The sequence below is a fragment of the Peribacillus glennii genome (assembly GCF_003429105.1).
Lineage (GTDB): Bacteria > Bacillota > Bacilli > Bacillales > DSM-1321 > Peribacillus > Peribacillus glennii.
Genome location: NZ_QVTD01000022.1, coordinates 94062 through 111817, shown reverse-complemented (window position 1 = coordinate 111817; position 17756 = coordinate 94062). Strand labels below are relative to the sequence as shown.

The following is a 17756-nucleotide window of genomic DNA, read 5'->3' as shown; positions in this document are numbered from 1 at the left end:
TGCAGAGCCATCGCTTAATGTTTGGCCACTCTAACCGTAGCCTTTTTGCTCACGTTTCCAGCTTTATCTTTCGCAGTAACCGTCAATGTGGTCTTGTATTTCTGTGGCTTAATCGTAACGGAAAAAGCACCTTTGCTGTTTGCTTTAGAGGAACCTAGTGTCTTGCTTCCAGCTTTCACTGTCACTGTAGAACCAGCCTCCGCAGTCCCTTTGACTGATTTATCATTATCGTCAACCTTCTTTACTTTCGGTGCCGCAGGAGGGGTGATATCTTCCCAGAATGCCATAATTCCATAAATGTCCTCTGGAGTATTATTGTCATATCCGTATTGATTGTCTGCATCCGCTACATAAATGAAATACGTTCCAGGCTTATATACCCGATACGCCATCACGGTGATACCGGCAGATTCATCTCTTTCTAAACCAAGATACTTAAATTTTGAAGGATCATTCCCCATGTCTTTTGTAAATAAAGCATGTATTAAATCAATATTGGGAGATTCCGTCATGCCACCAACTAAAACAAGGCCTGGTTTAGTAACCTTCAATGCATATACATCAAAATCATAATAAGGCAGGTTCCCCAACATCATCCTATTAAATGAAATTCGATTTGCATTATTCTCATAATCATTCGGTTCGTCCTCTACATCATAGTCTGTATCACTCTTGGTGATTGCAGAGGTTTTGGAAAAACCAGGTATCTGTACACGCTTAAAAGGGTCAAAAGCAGGCTTACAAGGGTGGGAAATTTGCTGTCGGATCTTTTGGTAGTTGAGATCTGTTTGGAGGGAATTACTTTCTGCATAGGCTTGAGGGGCAGCAATGGAATAGGTGAGCAAACCAGCACCAATTATACTTACTATTTTTTTCTTCAATAAACACACTCCTTATATGGCATAGTTAGGTATATTCGACTATCGGTAGAGAAATTCCTTTGAATAATTGAAACTAAAAGTTTGGTTCAAGCAGGATGCCTGTCATTTTTAGAAAGTATGAAAAAAAGCTTGTTGTACGGTTCCTGTAAAAAGTATGATACAATTATGGATAAAAATTCCAATCATTATAGGGGGAAGTTTTTATGAAAAACCGTTTATTGCTTTTACTCGTATTTACAATGTTTATTTTTTCATTTACAAATCAAACGAGCCATGCTGCTGCAAGTTCTTCTTCACAACTAGTAGCAAACCAAATTAAGTTATTGAAATATAAAAAATTAACTGGCGGCTATACTCCCGTTGATGTGGTATCAGCCAAGTTAACCGGGAAAAGTATTCCCGAAGTTATTGCTACATATGAACGGCCTAATAATGAAACTTACAGCTATGATACGATATATAACGTACATCAATACAACACTAAAACAAAGAAATGGGTAATTATTAGACGAGAGTCTGAAACGGGGCAGGATTCACCATATAACTTCATTACCAAGGGTTCTTTTATGGAGAAAGGGAAAGAACAGGTTGTTTTGGGCACGTATGGTGGAAGCGGCATGTTTTTATCGCCTTTGTTGGTTGGTGAATATAAAGGGCGAGTCACAACACTAATGCGACCTGATGGTGGATACAGCAGTGGAAATGCGATCATTGCGAATAACACCTTGTATTTGTTAAATAACACGATTGTAATTGACAAGATCTCATACAGCAAAAAAGGGTTTCACCAACAAAAAGGCACAGGAGCAGATGATAGGAAACTAGCAATTGGAGCAAAACACTTCCTAATGTTAGAGAAAAAGGGTGATAAAACCATACTGAGTGGAAATCGTAATATCAAAATGAAAGTAGGTCAGAAAATAGGTATTATCCGTAAAAATCCAAAAGACAGCTCATATTACGGGTACCGTCTGTTGTTTACAGCTGGGTGGGATAGGATTAAACATCTAAACAATTCATCATTACTACAAGCGGTTAGTCCAGGAGTGTCAAAATGGACTATTGAACCAAACGGGTATAGTGATGGAGTTGGAGTGAATATTACGATTACAAAGTAATGAAAACAACAACCGGTGCCTGTCACTCCCCGAGATTTTTCGCAATATTCACAGGTTATAGATCAGAAGATTTCTCATCCTCCGTACAGTTAGATTCTTATATAGATTTTTTCGCGACAACGAAATGAAAGTAGCGATGCATCTAAATGAGCCCTAACCACCTTCTAGGAGTTAGGGCCTTTTAGGTATATAATACACGCTTAATAGAATTACAAATAGTTTAAGCCTACTGAGATGGATAGAGAGCCTTCTATGAACTCACAGTATTTCTTTTTCTTTTCTTCCACTGACCCTAGATAAAAATCTAATATTCTCTCAGTATTAACAAACGCTGGTTGTATTGATTCAGATTCCAAAAATAATTGATAACTGCTCCAAGGGTAATGCTCCGGTTTCTTTACCATCCGTGCTTCTACTGGATTCAGATGTATATAGCGGCTGACTTCGAGCATCCCTTCTTTGTCTTCAATTACTTTATCAAAAAAACGTTTTTCAAAGACATGTCCAGTTAAACGATACTTGGTGTTATAATAATTGGCATATCTCTTATTGATCAGTGACATGATTTTAGAGATGGGGACATCATCTGAACGAATCTGCAGATGAAAATGGTTGGTCATTAAACAATAGGAAGCAATTTCAAACGGAATCTTTTCATGAAGCTGCTGGAGGATTTGAAGCGCACCATGGCACCCCCTTTTTAATATTGTCTTGCCTCAACTAACCATTGAAACTCAAAATCCCGAAATTCTGCATTTGAGATTCCTTCTTTTTGATCGATGACTGTTTTATCTGGCTGAATCCAGCGAATCATCTTCCCTTCATGAAAATAAAAGCGATTTTCATTTTTGGAGGGATCAATCCAGTAAACAAAAAATAATTCTCCATTTTTTGTGAAGTAATATTCATATGTGTGACTATTTAACTTCTCGACAACTTTTTGTAACGATTTATTATCATTATAAAAAAACGTCTTGTTGGCTTTCACTTCTTTAATAAAAGATGATGAAGGACTATTGATTTGATTATACTCAGCCTGAATATTCTTAATAACATCATTAGAATCCGTGTTGCTATTGTCCGGAGTCCCTTCTTCCGCTTGCATATCAAGCGGAAGCAATGTGTCCAGGATAGCCCATTCATTAGCTAAATCATCAACACCTACGTTTAATGAGTGTCTACGGATAGAGATATTGTATATTTTCTGTCCGTTCTTTAGCAATCCCGCATAAAATGTATGACCATTTTTTTGATTTGTCACTTTAGCTAACACAGACATTTTTTTTAAAACAGGGTGTATATAGAGGCTTCTGTCTATTCTTTCAGCTTTTCCTTCTCCCAATTTCATCATGAGTTCAGATACATAACCATCATTTTTTGGGCGTCCATCATCTACTGCCCTGGGTCCGGGCGGATTCATTTCATCCGTTTCGCGAATGGAGGCAGCCATTGAAGATTTTGTAACATCTTGAATTGAGATATTTGTTTCACCATTCGCTAAATAAACAACCTCACCTACAACTTCAACACCGTAACTTCTACTTTCAGTGGCAATAAAATATCTGTCGTAATCATTATAGTTGATCGAATATCCGTAATTTATCTCATTTTCTCTGGATCTTTCAAACTTCTCGAAATCCGTCTCTTTATCGTAAAATTCGAATTCCCCGGGTAGCTGTATAGAAGCATTTAAAAGATCGTTTTTTACGAGAGGTGCTGTCACGATTTTCACTGTATCGTCGGTTTGGTAAATACCTATTTCATCTTCTTTTAGGTTTCTGGGATTATATTTTTCAATCGGGATACTAGCTGGTTTTTGTTCCTTCTGAATCTTTTTCTCCTCTATGTTTTTTTCATTGTGTAAGTTTTCATTTGACGATACTTCTTTAACGGCTGATTTATTGATCATCTGAGTAATTGAAACACATAAAATTGCTGCGAGAATGACTAAGGCTAGTAAATATTTTTTATTCAATTCATTTATCTCCCTTGTTCCACAACTGTTATAAGTCTATTTTACTAATAAGTAAATTCAAAATCTATACAATGTTACTAGTAAATGGTATTACTGGGAAGGTTCATATATTTTCAACCGGTAAAGAACTTTAACAGACAAAAGGGGTACATCCAATTCGGCCATTAATAAAGTCGACAAAAATGGCATATCCTTTTTGTGGCATACCTCAATGATTTATTTAAACAAGAAAAAACCCATATAGGAGGTGCCTATATGGGAAACTAGCGCGCATAATGCATGTTCTATGTGTTAATAATTTCGCTTTTCGAAATTAGAGGGTTTTACGTTAGGCAACTGGAATATCCGCTGTACAATTTTTTACCGCCTACAGATCGGTACGCCCTTACTTTGAAGTAGTATGTCCTGCCTTTGGTCAATTTTGTGTTTGTGTAGCTGACTGTTGAACCTGATGCAACTCTGTGAAACAAGATTATTCGGGGAGTGACAGGCACCTCTCTCACGGTGTTTTTTCGCTATAAGACAAACCTAGTTGAAGCATGTCTAAAGAACTAATTTTATCATAATAAATGAGCAAATCACTATGAACACCATAACTAAAATGGTAGTATTATCACATAAAAATATAGTTATTCGTTCTACATGGTATTTGATAAGCTATTTTATTAAAAGCAAAATTAAGGAAAGAAGGTTTACGAAAATGAGTATTTTTGATTATAAAGTGAAGACGGCAAGTGGTTTGACAACGAGTCTAGAGAAGTATAAAGGCAATGTTCTGTTGATTGTAAATACTGCTACTAAGTGTGGGTTTACTCCTCAATTAACAGATTTACAAAAACTGCAAGAACGATATGGAGAAAGAGGATTTCAAATTGTTGCTTTCCCTTCGAATCAATTTGCAGAGCAAGAACCATTAAAAGATGGTGAGATAACTGAGTTCTGTGCTTTAAATCATGGGGTGAACTTCCCTATATTTAAAAAGATTGATGTTCGTGACGATAATGCACATCCTTTATATACATACCTAACTAGTCAAAAGCCATTTGAAGGCTTCAATATGGATCACCCTGTTTCAAAGTTACTTATGTCTATCCTTAAGGAGCGTCATCCTCATTACCTTCTTGGTGACTCTATTAAGTGGAATTTTACCAAGTTCTTAATTAACCGAGAAGGTAATGTTGTAAATCGTTTTGAATCTACTACTGAACCTTTTGAAATGGAACCCTATATCGAGACCTTACTCTAATCTTGGATTGGTTTCATTTTTTTCGAAATTGTCCATGAATTATAATCCCCCTTTTTACAGATGTTACTTTTTGTGAAAAAGAGGATTTTTTTATTTTCCTGCCCCGTTAGCCAACCATACAGCGAAAAAATCATCTCTAAGAAAACTATAGAGGTAAATGTCAAGTAGCCCCAAATACACGATGAAAATTGTGTTTTCGGGACTACTTGACATTTACGTAAGATATAAAGCAACGTTTCATTATCTGGAAAGTCAAACATCGTACCATGACTCCCCGGCAGGAAAATAGCATCAAAGCCTACTGCATCCTCATTACTTAACTTAGCAGTATCCTTTAGTTCTTCCTCTGCCTTCTTCCATTCAGGTTTCTCTTCAATAATATTGGGGTCTAGTGGTACTTCTCTACCGTTAATGCTTGTAACCTTGATGTCATAGCCTTTATCCTTAAACACCAGATAAGGCACGGCAAACTCTTCTAACTAGAGGTCCGTTTTGTGATCATCTGTAATCGTTGTGCGATTGGTAACAACAAACAATATACGCTTTTGATTGGTCATTATGTATTACCTCCCGAAATTTGGGTGCATTTAAGAGGAAATAAGTCATCTATTCTAAAATTTATTATCTCCGTATTTTTTAAAATCATTTCATCAAGAGAGCCAAACAAGTAAGAAAACCTTCAATGGAGCTTTTCAAAAAGCAGGATGTCCTGTATGCTCTCAATGTTCACTCGCGAGTGAACATTGTCCCATTTGACTATTAAAATGTTTACTTGTTACTATAGAAAAGAAAACCAATGAATTTGTAGGGCTAACGCATTGCTTGTATAGAGCTAACTTGAACCTAGAACAGGTGGGACGAATGGAATTAAATCAAAACAAACAATTGATAACAAATTGGCTATCTTTAACCCATATACAAATGAAAATTACGAACGAACTAGAAGGTATACTTCAAGAAAATCATCAATTATCATTAAAAGAATTCTATGTTCTTTTATTTTTATCCGAAGCCCCCGAAAAAAAATTAAAGTTACAACAATTACAGAGTATGGTGGGACTTAGTCAGAGCGCCATGTCAAGACTGGTCAGCCGATTTGAAGCAAAAGGCTGTGGAACATTAAAACGTTATATTTGTGTAGACGATCGTAGAGCCATCTTCACTTCCTTAACACCTGAAGGAGAGGAAAAGCTTAAAAAGGCGACTGTTACGTTTCATGACACCCTTGAAAAGGCTTTTTCTCAAGATATGATTCGCGAAGAGCTATATCGATTACTTGATCAATTAAAACCATGATGGGATGATGAGACAAATGCCCTAGTTCTTCGAATTTGGGAGAGTTCATGTTATGCCATCTTTTGGTTGAAATCATTTAAATTGACGAAGTGTTTTTTTTCATGCTATTTTATATGCATGCGCATACATTTAATAAATAATTACTAATAGCTTGTTATCCGTCTATCACAAATAGGAAGACTTAGGTTGAACGAAAAAGTAGACAATAACCTCGTGAAAAAGGAATGTGGAAACCGTAAATTTACTACATACGCCTATATAGAGCATGGGTGTAAAGCTTTTTTCACTATAGAGGTAAGTAACTCTTGCTAATACACCAAGAAGGAGTTTGATATCATGGATCATTTATTTACCCCTTTTCAACTCAAAGGAATAAAATTAAAAAACCGCGTGGTTATGCCACCTATGTGTCAATATTCGGTAACGAATAAGGATGGAATTGCAACGGACTGGCATTTTATGCATTATGTTAGCCGTGCCATTGGAGGTGCGAGCTTAATCATTATCGAAATGACAGATGTTGATCCAGATGGCCGTATCACCGATTATGATTTAGGATTATGGTCAGATGAGCAAATCCCGCAACTTAAACGTATTGTTGATGCTTGTCATCAATATGGGGCAAAGGTAGGTATTCAAATTGCTCATGCTGGGCGTAAAGCAGAAGATGCCGAGATTCCAGTTGCACCGTCTGCGATTCCCTTTGATGCAAATTCAAAAACGCCAAGAGCACTCTCTACAGAAGAAGTAAAAGAAATGGTTGAAAAATTCCGTATGGCTGTACGTCGTGCCGTTCAAGCTGGAGTAGATGTAATCGAGCTTCATGGTGCACACGGTTACTTGATTCACCAATTTCAATCCCATATCACCAATCAAAGAACAGATGAGTATGGAAAGGAATTAACGAAATTTGGTAAAGATGTCATTCAGGCTGCAAAGAGCGAAATGCCAGAGGATATGCCGTTGATTATGCGAATATCTGCTAGAGAATACGTAGACGGTGGATATGGCATCAATGAAAGCATTGAATTTTCAAGGGAATATCAAAAAGCAGGGGTTGATATGTTTCATGTGAGTGCAGGGGGAGAAGGACCTATTGCTGCAGATGGAAGACCTGGTACACATGTAGCTTATCAAGTGCCATTAGCAAGAGCCATTAAGCAAGCTCTTAATATCCCTGTCATTGCCGTTGGAAGATTGGATGAACCATCAATAGCGAACTCCGTTATTGGAAATGAAGATGCGGATCTGGTTGCTGTCGGAAGAGGAATGTTAAGAAATCCTTATTGGACACTGGAGGCTGCAACTGTTCTTCATAAAGAAACAGGAATTCCAAGACAATACGATCTAGGTTTTCCTAAAAATTAATAAAAAGTAATTACATGGAAAATCAAGGGCGAGTGCCCTAGTGGTGCCTGTTCTTGATTTTCCACTAGATATGTAAAGTAAATTTTTATAAAACAGTTTTTTAGATTAATGGAAAATGATTGTTAAATAGAAAGGCGAGAAATAGTTGAATAAATTAACAGGTACCAAACGATTGCAACTTGCTTTACTCTTAGGGTCACTTGCACTATTAGGTCCTTTTACAATCGATATGTATTTACCTTCATTCCCTACTATTGTGAAAGAATACCATACAACAGCTTCCTTAGTACAAATTAGTTTAACGTCTTGCCTTTTAGGATTGGGATTAGGTCAATTGATTATAGGACCAATGAGTGATGTTCAAGGCCGCCGTAAGCCATTGAGGATTTTCCTCCTCCTGTATTTAATCGTTTCTGCAATATGTGCATTTGCACCCAATATTTACACCTTTATCGGGGCTCGTTTCCTACAAGGTTTTGCAGCAGCAGGTGGGCTTGTGATTTCTAGAGCAATTGTTCGCGATGTGTACAGTGGAAGGGAACTCACCAAGTTCTTCGCTTTATTGATGTTGGTAGGGAACCTTGGGCCAATTGTAGCACCGATTGCTGGAGGGATTATACTAGCGTTTACTAATTGGTCAGGAGTTTTTCTTGTTTTAGCTTGTATAGGTCTCGCATTGGTTTTCATGGTTTCATGGAAACTCGAAGAAACATTACCAAAGGAAAACCGTGTTCCAAGTAATATTTCACAAATAGTGAAGAATTTTGGCTCTTTGTTAAAAGATCGTCAGTTCACTGGATATGCCCTTACTCAAGGCTTCATCATTGCAGGAATCTTTGCTTACGTTTCAGGTATTCCTTTTGTCTATCAGAATATTTATGGTGTAACTCCCCAAGTGTTCAGTCTATTATTTGGAGTGAATGGAGTTGCTCTAATTATTGGAAGTCAGGTGGTTGGTCGCTTTACAGATATCATATCAGAGAGGACTTTCCTAAAGATTGGGTTATTGATTTCTAACTTAGCAGGTGCTGTTTTATTGGTAGCTCTTCTATCAAAGGCTCCCCTTATCGCTGTCGCCATTCCCATTTTCTTTTTTGTATCTTCGATAGGAATCATTGCTGCAACTTCTTTTTCATTAGCAATGGAGACACAAGGACATATTGCAGGAAGTGCCTCTGCACTATTGGGACTCCTACCCTTTATACTCGGATCATTAACGGCTCCACTCGTAGGAATAGCCGGAGAGTATACAGCCATTCCAATGGGGGTTGTTATTTTTTTAGCAAGCTTAATGGCTTTCTTATCGTATTATGGATTAGTCGGAAGAGCTTCTTTAAGGGTTCAGGATACAAAATAATACAATTTATTTTTAACTCAAAGGTAATAAAAAACGAGGGATAAAAGGAGAAATGTACCATGAATTTTGTTACTCTAAATAACGGATTAAAAATGCCGCAGCTGGGATTTGGTGTTTGGCAGGTTGAAGACGATCAAGCAAGACTAGCAGTTGCAAAAGCAATTGAAGTTGGTTACACATCTATTGATACGGCAATGATCTATAAAAATGAAAAGGGCGTTGGAAAGGCTATTGCTGAATCATCTGTATCTCGTGAAGAGTTATTTATTACAACGAAAGTTTGGAATAGTGATCAAGGATTTGAAAATACGTTATATGCATTTGATGAGAGCTTGGAAAGATTAGGTCTTGATTATGTTGATTTATATTTGATTCACTGGCCTACTCCGCAATTTGACCAGTATATTGAAACCTATAAAGCGTTAGAAAAGCTTTATCATGATGGCCGAGTGAAAGCAATTGGAGTTTGTAACTTTGAAATTGAACACTTAGAGCGCCTTTTAAAAGAATGTGAAGTTGCACCAGTATTGAATCAGATTGAGTGTCATCCATACCTTGCTCAAAATGAGTTAAAAGAGTTTTGTGCAAAACATAATATCTTTGTAGAAGCTTGGAGCCCTCTTGACCAAGGAGGAGAGGTGTTGCAAGACGAAGTAATTCAAAGGATTGCTACGTCACACAGCAAAACGCCAGCTCAAGTTGTGTTGCGCTGGCATTTACAAAATAACACAATCGTCATTCCAAAATCTATTACACCATCAAGAATCGAAGAGAACTATAATGTATTTGATTTCGAACTAACTTCAACTGAATTGAACGAAATAAATAAACTTAATCGTAATCGACGTAAAGGTGCACATCCAAATGATATGAATATTCGATAAAAATAACAAGGAACCTCTAATTTTCCATTAGACTATTGTCTCTAACCCATTCTAGCTTTCAACTGGAATGGGTTTTTTTGAAGGGAATATTCTTTTTTATACGGCTATAAATCAATGAACGAATCTATAATAAAAGGACCATATTAAAAAACTCCATTAAAGCTTAGCAGTTAGTAATACGCCTTTGAACCTTGTTTCACCTTCTAGCGAGGTCTAGATTTATTAAATTCATTTACCTAGTTTCTTCTATTTTATATATAACAAAAGAGAGACTATCTCTAATTCCTAATTAAAGGAACTGAAAAGTCCCTCTGGCATTATTTTTATATCATGATTATGGCTGCACTAGTCTAAAGCCTGCTTGAGATTCGCTCTCTCCAAGCGGTGGGATTGAGCCTTTGTATTCACCGTTCTTTGCCCTTGAAATAAGCGTACTCTTTACACGTTTACTTTACGATGTGGAGTTATTCCGATTTCCTTCACAGAAAGGTTTCTGTTGTTAAATTACAAAATATTACTCCACTCATTACTGAACAAGAAATTGAAAGCATCTTTGCGATAATCCAAAAGGCTAACATAACAGATCCTGAACTAAGGGAAACACATAATGTAGCCATTCAAAACAATAAAGAACAGCAGCATAACAGTAACCAAAGCAGCCCCAAGTGTGCTACTGTCACCGTCAAGTAGTTTTGAACAGTTTTTGCTCATTAAGTTTGAACACTTTTTGCTTAAAAAATAGTGCTTCTATTTTTGATCCTATAACTCTCTCCATTAAGATGAATGACTTCAACCCTGTGAAGCAGCCTATCCAAAATGGCAGTGGTAATTCCCATATCCCCCATCAGTTCTCCCCATTGTTCAGGCCCTTTGTTTGATGTAAGGATGATTGAACTTCGTTCATACAGGTCGTTGATCAGGTGGAAGAATAAATTCGCTTCCCGTTGATCCATCGCCATATACATCAAATAATCTATAATCACGAGATCTGCTTCCTTAATGGCCTTCAGCTGGAGTTGTGATTTACGGAGGTACTCCTGGGTTTTGAGGATATTAATCAATTCCCCCATGGTATTGAAAGATACTTTGTAACCAATATGAACTGCTTCCAATCCAAGCCCAATCGCTATATGTGTCTTTCCAACACCCGGAGGCCCGAGAAGAATCAAGTTGTATTGCTGGTCAAGCCAATTGAGTTTTTTAAGCTGTTCGATTTGCCGAGTGCTAAGTGAATGCTGTTCTGAGATATTGAATTCATCCAGTGTTTTATAGTAAGGGAATTTAGCCTTTTTCAGCCTCTTTTCCCGGTTTTTCTCCTCACGCCGTTTTAGTTCGAAAGAAAGGATTTCCTCAATAAATTCAAGATATGAGATAGCAGCTACCTTAAATCCTTGCTTCTTTAATTGATGAACCTCAATATACAATTGCAGTTTTTCCAACTTTCAAATCCTCCAGCTACAACTATGTCGAAAATACTATAATAGCTCAGCTGGCATTCATTGTGATTAAAAGTGTTCATTTTTATTTAGCAAAAACTGTTCAATTTAGTCTAGCAGTTACAAAACAACGCATTTGTTAATCGTATTATCCCTTTTACTGTCATTTATCTTGCCATCTCAAAGTTCTGCAGAGACTGCAAATGAATTCGGGAAAAAGGTCGATTGGATTGAAATCACTACGGGAGAGGACTATTTGCTAAATGGGGCAATGATTTCCTTCAGGAATAAGAAAAAAAATGAGGCATTTACAAAGGGATTAAACAAAGATGTAAAGTACACGTCTGCATTAATTGGTGATGAACCTATTACTAGTTATGACCCAAAAAGGATTTCGCCTGTGAGCAAAGCAAGATGGTGGGTTAATTTTGACCAAGATGAAAAAGAAAAGAAAGTCTATGCTGTAATGTTCTTTTTCGATAAGGATAAAAAAGTAATTGGACATCAATCCAAGACATTGACTGTAAAAAAATTAGAAGTGAAGTATACGAAATCCATTAAAAAAATGTCTAATAAAAATATGTTCAGTATGATAAAAAGAAAAAATACGTATACGCGGATTTTTCTAAATTATCAAAGGCTGCATATTGGACCTATCATTCCAGTTTAGAACCAATCACTGTACAAAAAGCACTTACTGATCGCTATGGATTAAATCAAGCTAATTATAGGTCAGGCTACAATCCTGTATACGAATTATGGAATGATGAAGGAATTGAGTCAAAAAAAATATTTATACAATGATTATTGTATATGATAAAAATTTCAAGCCGATCTATTACATTCCAAACACTTATAAGCTTTCTTTATTTGATCAATAAAAGGACAGAAAAACAGCCCCGACTCTTTGCAGAAGGGGCTTTTAGCTATACCTTTTGTTTTTTTCAGGCTTTACCGCTTATAAGAAAAAAGCTGTTTAATACTTATCCGTAGTAAAACTCCCTGGTTTTTGGCTGCATTAACTGTGATTGGGTAACCGACCGTGTATGCATCTTCATTCTGGATAAGGCGGAGTGGGTTGGGGATTTCACCCTTTCCCCAATAAGTCTGTACATTTGTTTTATTGCTGTAAGAGTAGACAGTCAATTCTTTTTGCGCCTTTTTCTTGCTTGAACTGGCCATATTCACTACACTTTGACCTTTAGAGCTTCCAGCCCAAATAGTAAGCTTCCCTAGAAATTCTTTCTCCTGGCTTAAATAATTGGGTGGAAAAGCCGACAAAAGCCTTTCTTTCCGTCCTCAGAAAGAATGGGTCTGCAATATTTCATGCCAGGTATCCCATCCCGCTGCTCCATTATAATATTCCACACAAAAAACCGAACTCAATATTCGGGGAGTGACAGGCACCATTTTGTTTATAATCATGCTATAACTAATAATTATAAGGGAGGAATGACTATAACATGAGTCTTGATAATTTAGATCTTGAAATATTCGAACACTATGTACTTGGTGGCATTGAATATTATGTTGAAGTGTTTAGAGAAGGAGATTTGTTTACAGCCTTTGCTTCAAAAAAGTTTTCAAATCCGGATTTCGTTGAAATAGTAGGTAAGGGAACTGATTTAGAAAATCAAGCTAATGCCATAAAAAATGCAATTATAAATTTGGAGCAACAATTTATGTGATTCATTATCATGAATTGATCATTACCTCTAAATACATATTTATTAGCACATTCCTAACTCTTTCGACAAGATACGGGGAGTGACAGTGGTTAACCCCCTGCATTGCGCCCACAGAAGTAGAGCGGGTATAGATTCTTGTTGTATTGATATTCACATACCCGAGAAGTTCCTGAATGTAGCTTTGAGGCATGTTTTTTTCAGCCAGATGAGCAGCAAACGTATGTCGCATGGTGTGCGGCCTTACTTTAAAACCTAATGTTTCCGAAAATTTCTGGAAGCGGATTTCGATTAAGGTACGATTCCACCTTCCTCCTCGACTGTTTGAAAACAAGAAATCACTGTTAATTTTTCGATTTTCAAGATAAGCTTTCAGGCGCTCTGCACAATCATGCGAAAAGAGCACAAATCGTTCTTTATTCCCTTTCCCTTTTCGTATCCATATTTGCCTGTTTTCCCATTTGATATCTTCCAACTTGATATTGATTAATTCACTAATCCTGACTCCAGTGGCATATAGCGTTTCTACCAGTGCTCTATCTCTGAGGTCATTTCTTGTCAATTCCTGAAGAAGGGTAATTTCACGCCTGCTTAAGTAGTAAGGAAGGGAATCATCCTTTTTGGGGGTTTTCACGGTTAAAGTTGGGTTTTTCTTCGTAAGGTTTTCTTCTAAAAATGACTTCAGTGCACTCAGCTTCAAGTGGATGGTACGGGGTTTCAGTCCCTGTTCTTCCAATGATGACAGCCATGCCCGTACATCGGTCGCTTTTACATCACTAAAATCTTTTTTGCAAAAGGAAAAGAACTGGGTAAGAGAAATTCTATAGCTGCGAATCGTATCCGGACTAAAGCGAGTCTGATTATCGTTTAAAAACGATTGATGCGCTTCGGCACTCACTAGTCTTCACCCCATTCTATTTTGATAAGCTATAATCATGTCTTCCGTGGGAATTCGTGCATAAACCCGGGTTGTATTTAAATTGGCATGCCCCATTTCATCGGCAATAAATTCCAGGTCCGCCCCTCTTGCCAGCATGTTGGTTGCAAACGTATGACGGCAGGAGTGGGGGTGTAAAGAATGGTTTAACTCGGCTTTTTTTCCTAGTTTTTTAATAATATGATAGATTCCTTGCCCTTTAAGAGGCTTCCCAAACCGTCCCACAAATAACGATTCTATTCCATCATCTTGCCTGGATTGTATATACTCTTTTAGCAGGAGTGCGCAATCTAGGGAAAAATGGATATGTCGAATTTTTTTCCCTTTTCCGATGACTCTTGCTGTTCGCCGGTCTAAATCAATATCTTCAATAGATAAGTTCGCCAATTCCGATCTACGGCACCCTGAGGAGAAAAGAAATAAAACAATCGCCCGATCACGAAGGGAGAGGCTTTCTGACACCAATTTCACACTAGCATATTCCTGTTCATTCAGATATCTGGGTAACGATTGGGGAATATTTGGTCTCCATCGTTTTTTTATGACCATATGTTCCTTATATTCTTCAGCTAGGCAGAATTTAAAAAAGGAAGAGAGAACTGATAGAAACAGGTCTACTGTCTTTGGTTTTTTACCCTGAGAAAATTTGTTAAGCCACTTTAGCACATCATCTGATGTTAGCTCCTCTATCGATATCGTACATTCGCTGAAGAAACGCTCTAATATCGACCTGTATTTCGTAACAGTTACTTCTGCTTTGTTGGCCAGTTTTAAACTCAACAAGTACTCATTTAAAATAGTTTTGGTTTGTACAGGAATGGCTTCATTGGTGGATTGCCAATATTTTTGCGAAGTGTTCACTATTACTCTCCTTTCTATTTATTCTTTCTGATACGTCCAGCATCGGTGTGATAGTATCATTGTTATCAAATTTTTTATTTTTAAACGTAAGCATGCGAAAAAGAGCTACCGCAATTGACCGCAATAACCCTAGAGTACATTATTAGCTTTCTCTGCTGTATTATTTCTGAATGGATTACTATCACCCATTATTTAAGGAGATTTTAAACCTAAGATAAAGGGATTGTATTTTATTATTTCAATTAAACATTCCACTTTATTCTTTCAACTAATGCAGAATTATGTTGAAATCCGTTTTCTCTCATGTTGGAGATATAGAGATAATTTCAAGTGTAATAAAGCGGTTTCTAATACAATCCAGTACATTCTAGTACATTCTAGTACATTTACCTAGACATATTATTGACAATCAAAGAAAAAATAATCAATCATACTAAAAAATTTATTTCTTATTTATACATCTGTAATAACAATTACTGCGAATGTACACCTGATCCATGAAATTATATGCGACAGGAAGAATACTTATGAAGCTGAAAATTATAAATGCTCTCGAAATAAATCCTGAACACGATACTCCAGATGTTTTTTGAGGATGATGACGTTGGATTTACATAAGTTTATCCTCTACATAAATATAGTGGTTATATGTTTACCAGTTGCATCAACCTATGTTCTTTTAGTAAAGCTAATCACTAATCAGCCAATCACACCCAATTCAATAGGTGTATTAGCTTTTACCTACGTTGTAATGATCAATTATAATTTCGTGTTTCAAGATCTTTGGAGAAAATGGTTCGGAGAATAAGAAAGGATTCTTAACGGAAGCATATCTTACGTGAACAGAAGCCTTGCAAAGAATCCCTCCAGCAAAGCTTTACCTTAACACTATAAGGGATTGGTGGGTTAACCTCCGTGGAACAATTTAGTGAAGCAAGATTATTCGAGGAGTGACAGGCACCTTCCCTCTCTTCTGACTACAAGCAGAAAAAAGAAAAGCCCCAGAGAAACCTTGCTCTCCACGCAGCATTCCATTCTCAACCTGAATTATTAGTTTTATGCACCCTAATTTGTGGAACAATTTGTGAAACAAGAATTTTCGGGGAGTGACAGGCACCTTTTTACACCTCATAATTATTCATCTGCATTAGGAAGCAATGCTCCTTTAAGAACGTGATAAGCAATTCTATATTTTCTTTTGATGCTCGTAACAATAGATTTTTCCTTTGAATTTGGGATTTGAAAAGCAGAACTTTTTTACCTTCTCAGAAACCAACTTGTTGCAAACACAGCATTTACCCGGTTCGTTTTCAGAAGGGTTTGTCGTATTCTTGTTTTGCGAAAGGGCTTTGTTATGGTTTTGACGCGCATTAGCATCTTTTATATTTTCTTTTAATAAACTTTGATACAAAGAATCTATATCCCCATTATTCAGTAACGGTTCAGTGTTCTGTATCCTCAATACTGCAACTTTCCTATTAATATAATCGAATAGTTCTATATCATAAATAACTAATTCATTTGAAGATATATGTCTTAAATCAGTATCAATTTTAAGGGTACACCTCTTGGTAAAAGACACTAAAGATATAAATAATTCGTGATACTCTTTATGGATAATACGCTTTAAGCTTTCTATATGGCCAAAATTCTGCACCAATGGGCTTAACATTTTGAACTTGCCATTAATAAGCCAATTTTTTTGTCCCTTGTGGCCGTAAATGGTTCCCTGATAGTTCTTTGTTTCTATAACGAAGATGGCATAAGGTGTCAGTAATACATGGTCTATTTGGGAATAACCTGTTATTGATTTCGGATTTTTTATGAATATGTCATTTATATAGCGATAGTTCTTGGGTAGTTGGGATAGCTGTATATCTATTTTGTATTCACCAAGTACTCCTTTTCTTACTGCAACATCTTCTTTTGTCTTTAGTATTTGAGTTTCTTTGGGTTCAATAACTTCTTTCGGCTTAGTTGTCTTGTTAAATAGACTGGTAATAAATTTCATTCAATCCATCCCTCTATACAAATAGAAAAACAGAGAGCCATAGACTCTCTGTTTTATTTTACACCCCATAATTATGCATCTGCATGAAGGGAGCAATGCACCTCGTAGCAATTATGAGGTGTATATCATTTAATTTTTTAAAAAAGCCCTGTGGAGATTTCTCTCCACAGAGCCTTCCTCATGTCAATCGACATTTTCGGGAGGGAGGGGATGATAGGCTTCTTCCCTCTCCAGTTTAAATAATTATGGAGCTAAGATAACCTCAGTTGCATCGATAGTGTAGGAAGTAGTACCTACAACGAAATTGTTTACATCTAACCATTCAACTTTGTGAGTTTCTGATAAGAATTCACTGCCATCAAATTTAAAGATTTGAGTATTGATTAATAATGCTTTATTTAATGTATCTACTTCAAAATCAGTTAAATTGTGAATTTTTCCATCAATTCGCACTTTTTGGATGTCATCTCTCGCTCCCTCTGGAGTATTGAGTGCATACAGCAAGTATCCATCATCCTCAGGTTGAGCAGCAACTGTTGCTTGCAATTTTTCTAGTGTAGTTGTACCTGTTAAGGTAATTGTATTTGTCTCTGGATTTACATCTGCTGTTAATCCTAATCCATCTGCAGTTTTATGACGAATCGGCAAACTAGCATCATCGTACGCCTTCAACAAAGCCTCAGGTAATTCTTCATATAATA

The 17756-nt window shown here is 36.7% G+C and carries 17 protein-coding genes and 1 pseudogene; 8 read left to right on the top strand and 10 right to left on the bottom strand.

The features are described from left to right. Positions 1-14 precede the first annotated feature (14 nt). Positions 15-881, bottom strand: coding sequence for an Ig-like domain-containing protein (locus D0466_RS20865; protein WP_117324438.1), 867 nt, complete (start codon positions 879-881; stop codon positions 15-17). A gap of 203 nt (positions 882-1084) precedes the next feature. Between D0466_RS20865 and D0466_RS20860 the strand changes: the two genes are divergently transcribed. Then, positions 1085-1999: a hypothetical protein gene (locus tag D0466_RS20860; RefSeq protein WP_117324437.1), complete on the top strand. Its 915-nt coding sequence runs from the start codon at positions 1085-1087 to the stop codon at positions 1997-1999. A 209-nt stretch (positions 2000-2208) separates the two neighbouring features. Here D0466_RS20860 and D0466_RS20855 read toward each other — a convergent pair whose 3' ends face one another. Both D0466_RS20855 and D0466_RS20850 read right to left on the bottom strand, forming a co-directional pair. Next, complete coding sequence (locus D0466_RS20855) at positions 2209-2706, bottom strand: transposase (protein WP_117324436.1); 498 nt, start codon at positions 2704-2706, stop codon at positions 2209-2211. Then, positions 2700-3974, bottom strand: a complete 1275-nt coding sequence (locus D0466_RS20850; RefSeq protein ID WP_117324435.1) for a hypothetical protein — start codon at positions 3972-3974, stop codon at positions 2700-2702. Before D0466_RS20850 ends, D0466_RS20855 begins: the two co-directional genes overlap by 7 nt. A gap of 700 nt (positions 3975-4674) precedes the next feature. Here D0466_RS20850 and D0466_RS20845 point away from each other — a divergent pair. After that, entirely contained in the window at positions 4675-5220 is a 546-nt protein-coding gene (locus D0466_RS20845; protein WP_117324434.1) for a glutathione peroxidase, read from the top strand. 212 nt (positions 5221-5432) lie between these two features. On the opposite strand, the pseudogene D0466_RS20840 reads toward D0466_RS20845, so the two are convergent. After that, positions 5433-5777 (bottom strand): annotated as a pseudogene (locus D0466_RS20840) (type 1 glutamine amidotransferase domain-containing protein); the annotation flags it as partial. 304 nt (positions 5778-6081) lie between these two features. On the opposite strand from D0466_RS20840, the gene D0466_RS20835 reads away from it, so the two are divergent. From D0466_RS20835 to D0466_RS20815, 4 genes are all read left to right on the top strand, one after another. Then, positions 6082-6516, top strand: a complete 435-nt coding sequence (locus tag D0466_RS20835) for a MarR family winged helix-turn-helix transcriptional regulator (protein ID WP_101632885.1) — start codon at positions 6082-6084, stop codon at positions 6514-6516. A gap of 336 nt (positions 6517-6852) precedes the next feature. Then, complete coding sequence (locus D0466_RS20825) at positions 6853-7884, top strand: NADH:flavin oxidoreductase/NADH oxidase (RefSeq protein ID WP_117324432.1); 1032 nt, start codon at positions 6853-6855, stop codon at positions 7882-7884. A 145-nt stretch (positions 7885-8029) separates the two neighbouring features. After that, entirely contained in the window at positions 8030-9241 is a 1212-nt protein-coding gene (locus D0466_RS20820) for a multidrug effflux MFS transporter (protein WP_101632887.1), read from the top strand. Between the two features lie 59 nt (positions 9242-9300). Beyond that, the gene (locus D0466_RS20815; protein WP_117324431.1) at positions 9301-10125 is read left to right on the top strand and encodes an aldo/keto reductase; all 825 of its coding nucleotides are present in this window, start codon (positions 9301-9303) and stop codon (positions 10123-10125) included. Positions 10126-10856: 731 nt separating this feature from the next. Here D0466_RS20815 and istB read toward each other — a convergent pair. After that, positions 10857-11543, bottom strand: a complete 687-nt coding sequence (istB, locus tag D0466_RS20810) for an IS21-like element helper ATPase IstB (RefSeq protein WP_407675659.1) — start codon at positions 11541-11543, stop codon at positions 10857-10859. A gap of 274 nt (positions 11544-11817) precedes the next feature. Here istB and D0466_RS20805 point away from each other — a divergent pair, with 274 nt between their 5' ends. After that, positions 11818-12231, top strand: coding sequence for a hypothetical protein (locus D0466_RS20805; protein ID WP_233522771.1), 414 nt, complete (start codon positions 11818-11820; stop codon positions 12229-12231). Between the two features lie 281 nt (positions 12232-12512). Here D0466_RS20805 and D0466_RS20800 read toward each other — a convergent pair whose 3' ends face one another. Further along, positions 12513-12842 carry a hypothetical protein gene (locus D0466_RS20800; protein WP_117324428.1) on the bottom strand — a complete coding sequence of 110 codons (330 nt, stop codon included), beginning with the start codon at positions 12840-12842 and terminating at the stop codon, positions 12513-12515. 182 nt (positions 12843-13024) lie between these two features. Between D0466_RS20800 and D0466_RS20795 the strand changes: the two genes are divergently transcribed. Beyond that, positions 13025-13249 carry a hypothetical protein gene (locus D0466_RS20795; protein WP_117324427.1) on the top strand — a complete coding sequence of 75 codons (225 nt, stop codon included), beginning with the start codon at positions 13025-13027 and terminating at the stop codon, positions 13247-13249. Positions 13250-13256: 7 nt separating this feature from the next. Here the strand turns inward: D0466_RS20795 and xerA are convergent, their stop codons facing one another. From xerA to D0466_RS20770, 4 genes are all read right to left on the bottom strand, one after another. Beyond that, positions 13257-14144 (bottom strand): site-specific tyrosine recombinase/integron integrase, encoded by an 888-nt coding sequence (gene xerA / locus D0466_RS20790; protein WP_117324426.1) that lies wholly within the window; start codon positions 14142-14144, stop codon positions 13257-13259. A gap of 6 nt (positions 14145-14150) precedes the next feature. Beyond that, on the bottom strand, positions 14151-15044 hold the full coding sequence (locus D0466_RS20785; protein ID WP_117324425.1) for a tyrosine-type recombinase/integrase: 894 nt from the start codon (positions 15042-15044) through the stop codon (positions 14151-14153). Positions 15045-16230: 1186 nt separating this feature from the next. Further along, entirely contained in the window at positions 16231-17055 is an 825-nt protein-coding gene (locus D0466_RS20775; RefSeq protein WP_117324423.1) for a nuclease-related domain-containing protein, read from the bottom strand. Positions 17056-17298: 243 nt separating this feature from the next. After that, positions 17299-17727: a hypothetical protein gene (locus tag D0466_RS20770; RefSeq protein WP_117324422.1), complete on the bottom strand. Its 429-nt coding sequence runs from the start codon at positions 17725-17727 to the stop codon at positions 17299-17301. Positions 17728-17756: the final 29 nt, after the last annotated feature.

Excerpts from the sequence above, each read along its gene's own strand:
- D0466_RS20815 (WP_117324431.1), top strand. The coding sequence starts at position 9,301 with ATGAATTTTGTTACTCTAAATAACGGATTAAAAATGCCGCAGCTGGGA.
- D0466_RS20825 (WP_117324432.1), top strand. The coding sequence starts at position 6,853 with ATGGATCATTTATTTACCCCTTTTCAACTCAAAGGAATAAAATTAAAA.
- D0466_RS20795 (WP_117324427.1), top strand. The coding sequence starts at position 13,025 with ATGAGTCTTGATAATTTAGATCTTGAAATATTCGAACACTATGTACTT.
- D0466_RS20860 (WP_117324437.1), top strand. The coding sequence starts at position 1,085 with ATGAAAAACCGTTTATTGCTTTTACTCGTATTTACAATGTTTATTTTT.
- D0466_RS20775 (WP_117324423.1), bottom strand. The coding sequence starts at position 17,055 with ATGAAATTTATTACCAGTCTATTTAACAAGACAACTAAGCCGAAAGAA.
- D0466_RS20845 (WP_117324434.1), top strand. The coding sequence starts at position 4,675 with ATGAGTATTTTTGATTATAAAGTGAAGACGGCAAGTGGTTTGACAACG.
- D0466_RS20835 (WP_101632885.1), top strand. The coding sequence starts at position 6,082 with ATGGAATTAAATCAAAACAAACAATTGATAACAAATTGGCTATCTTTA.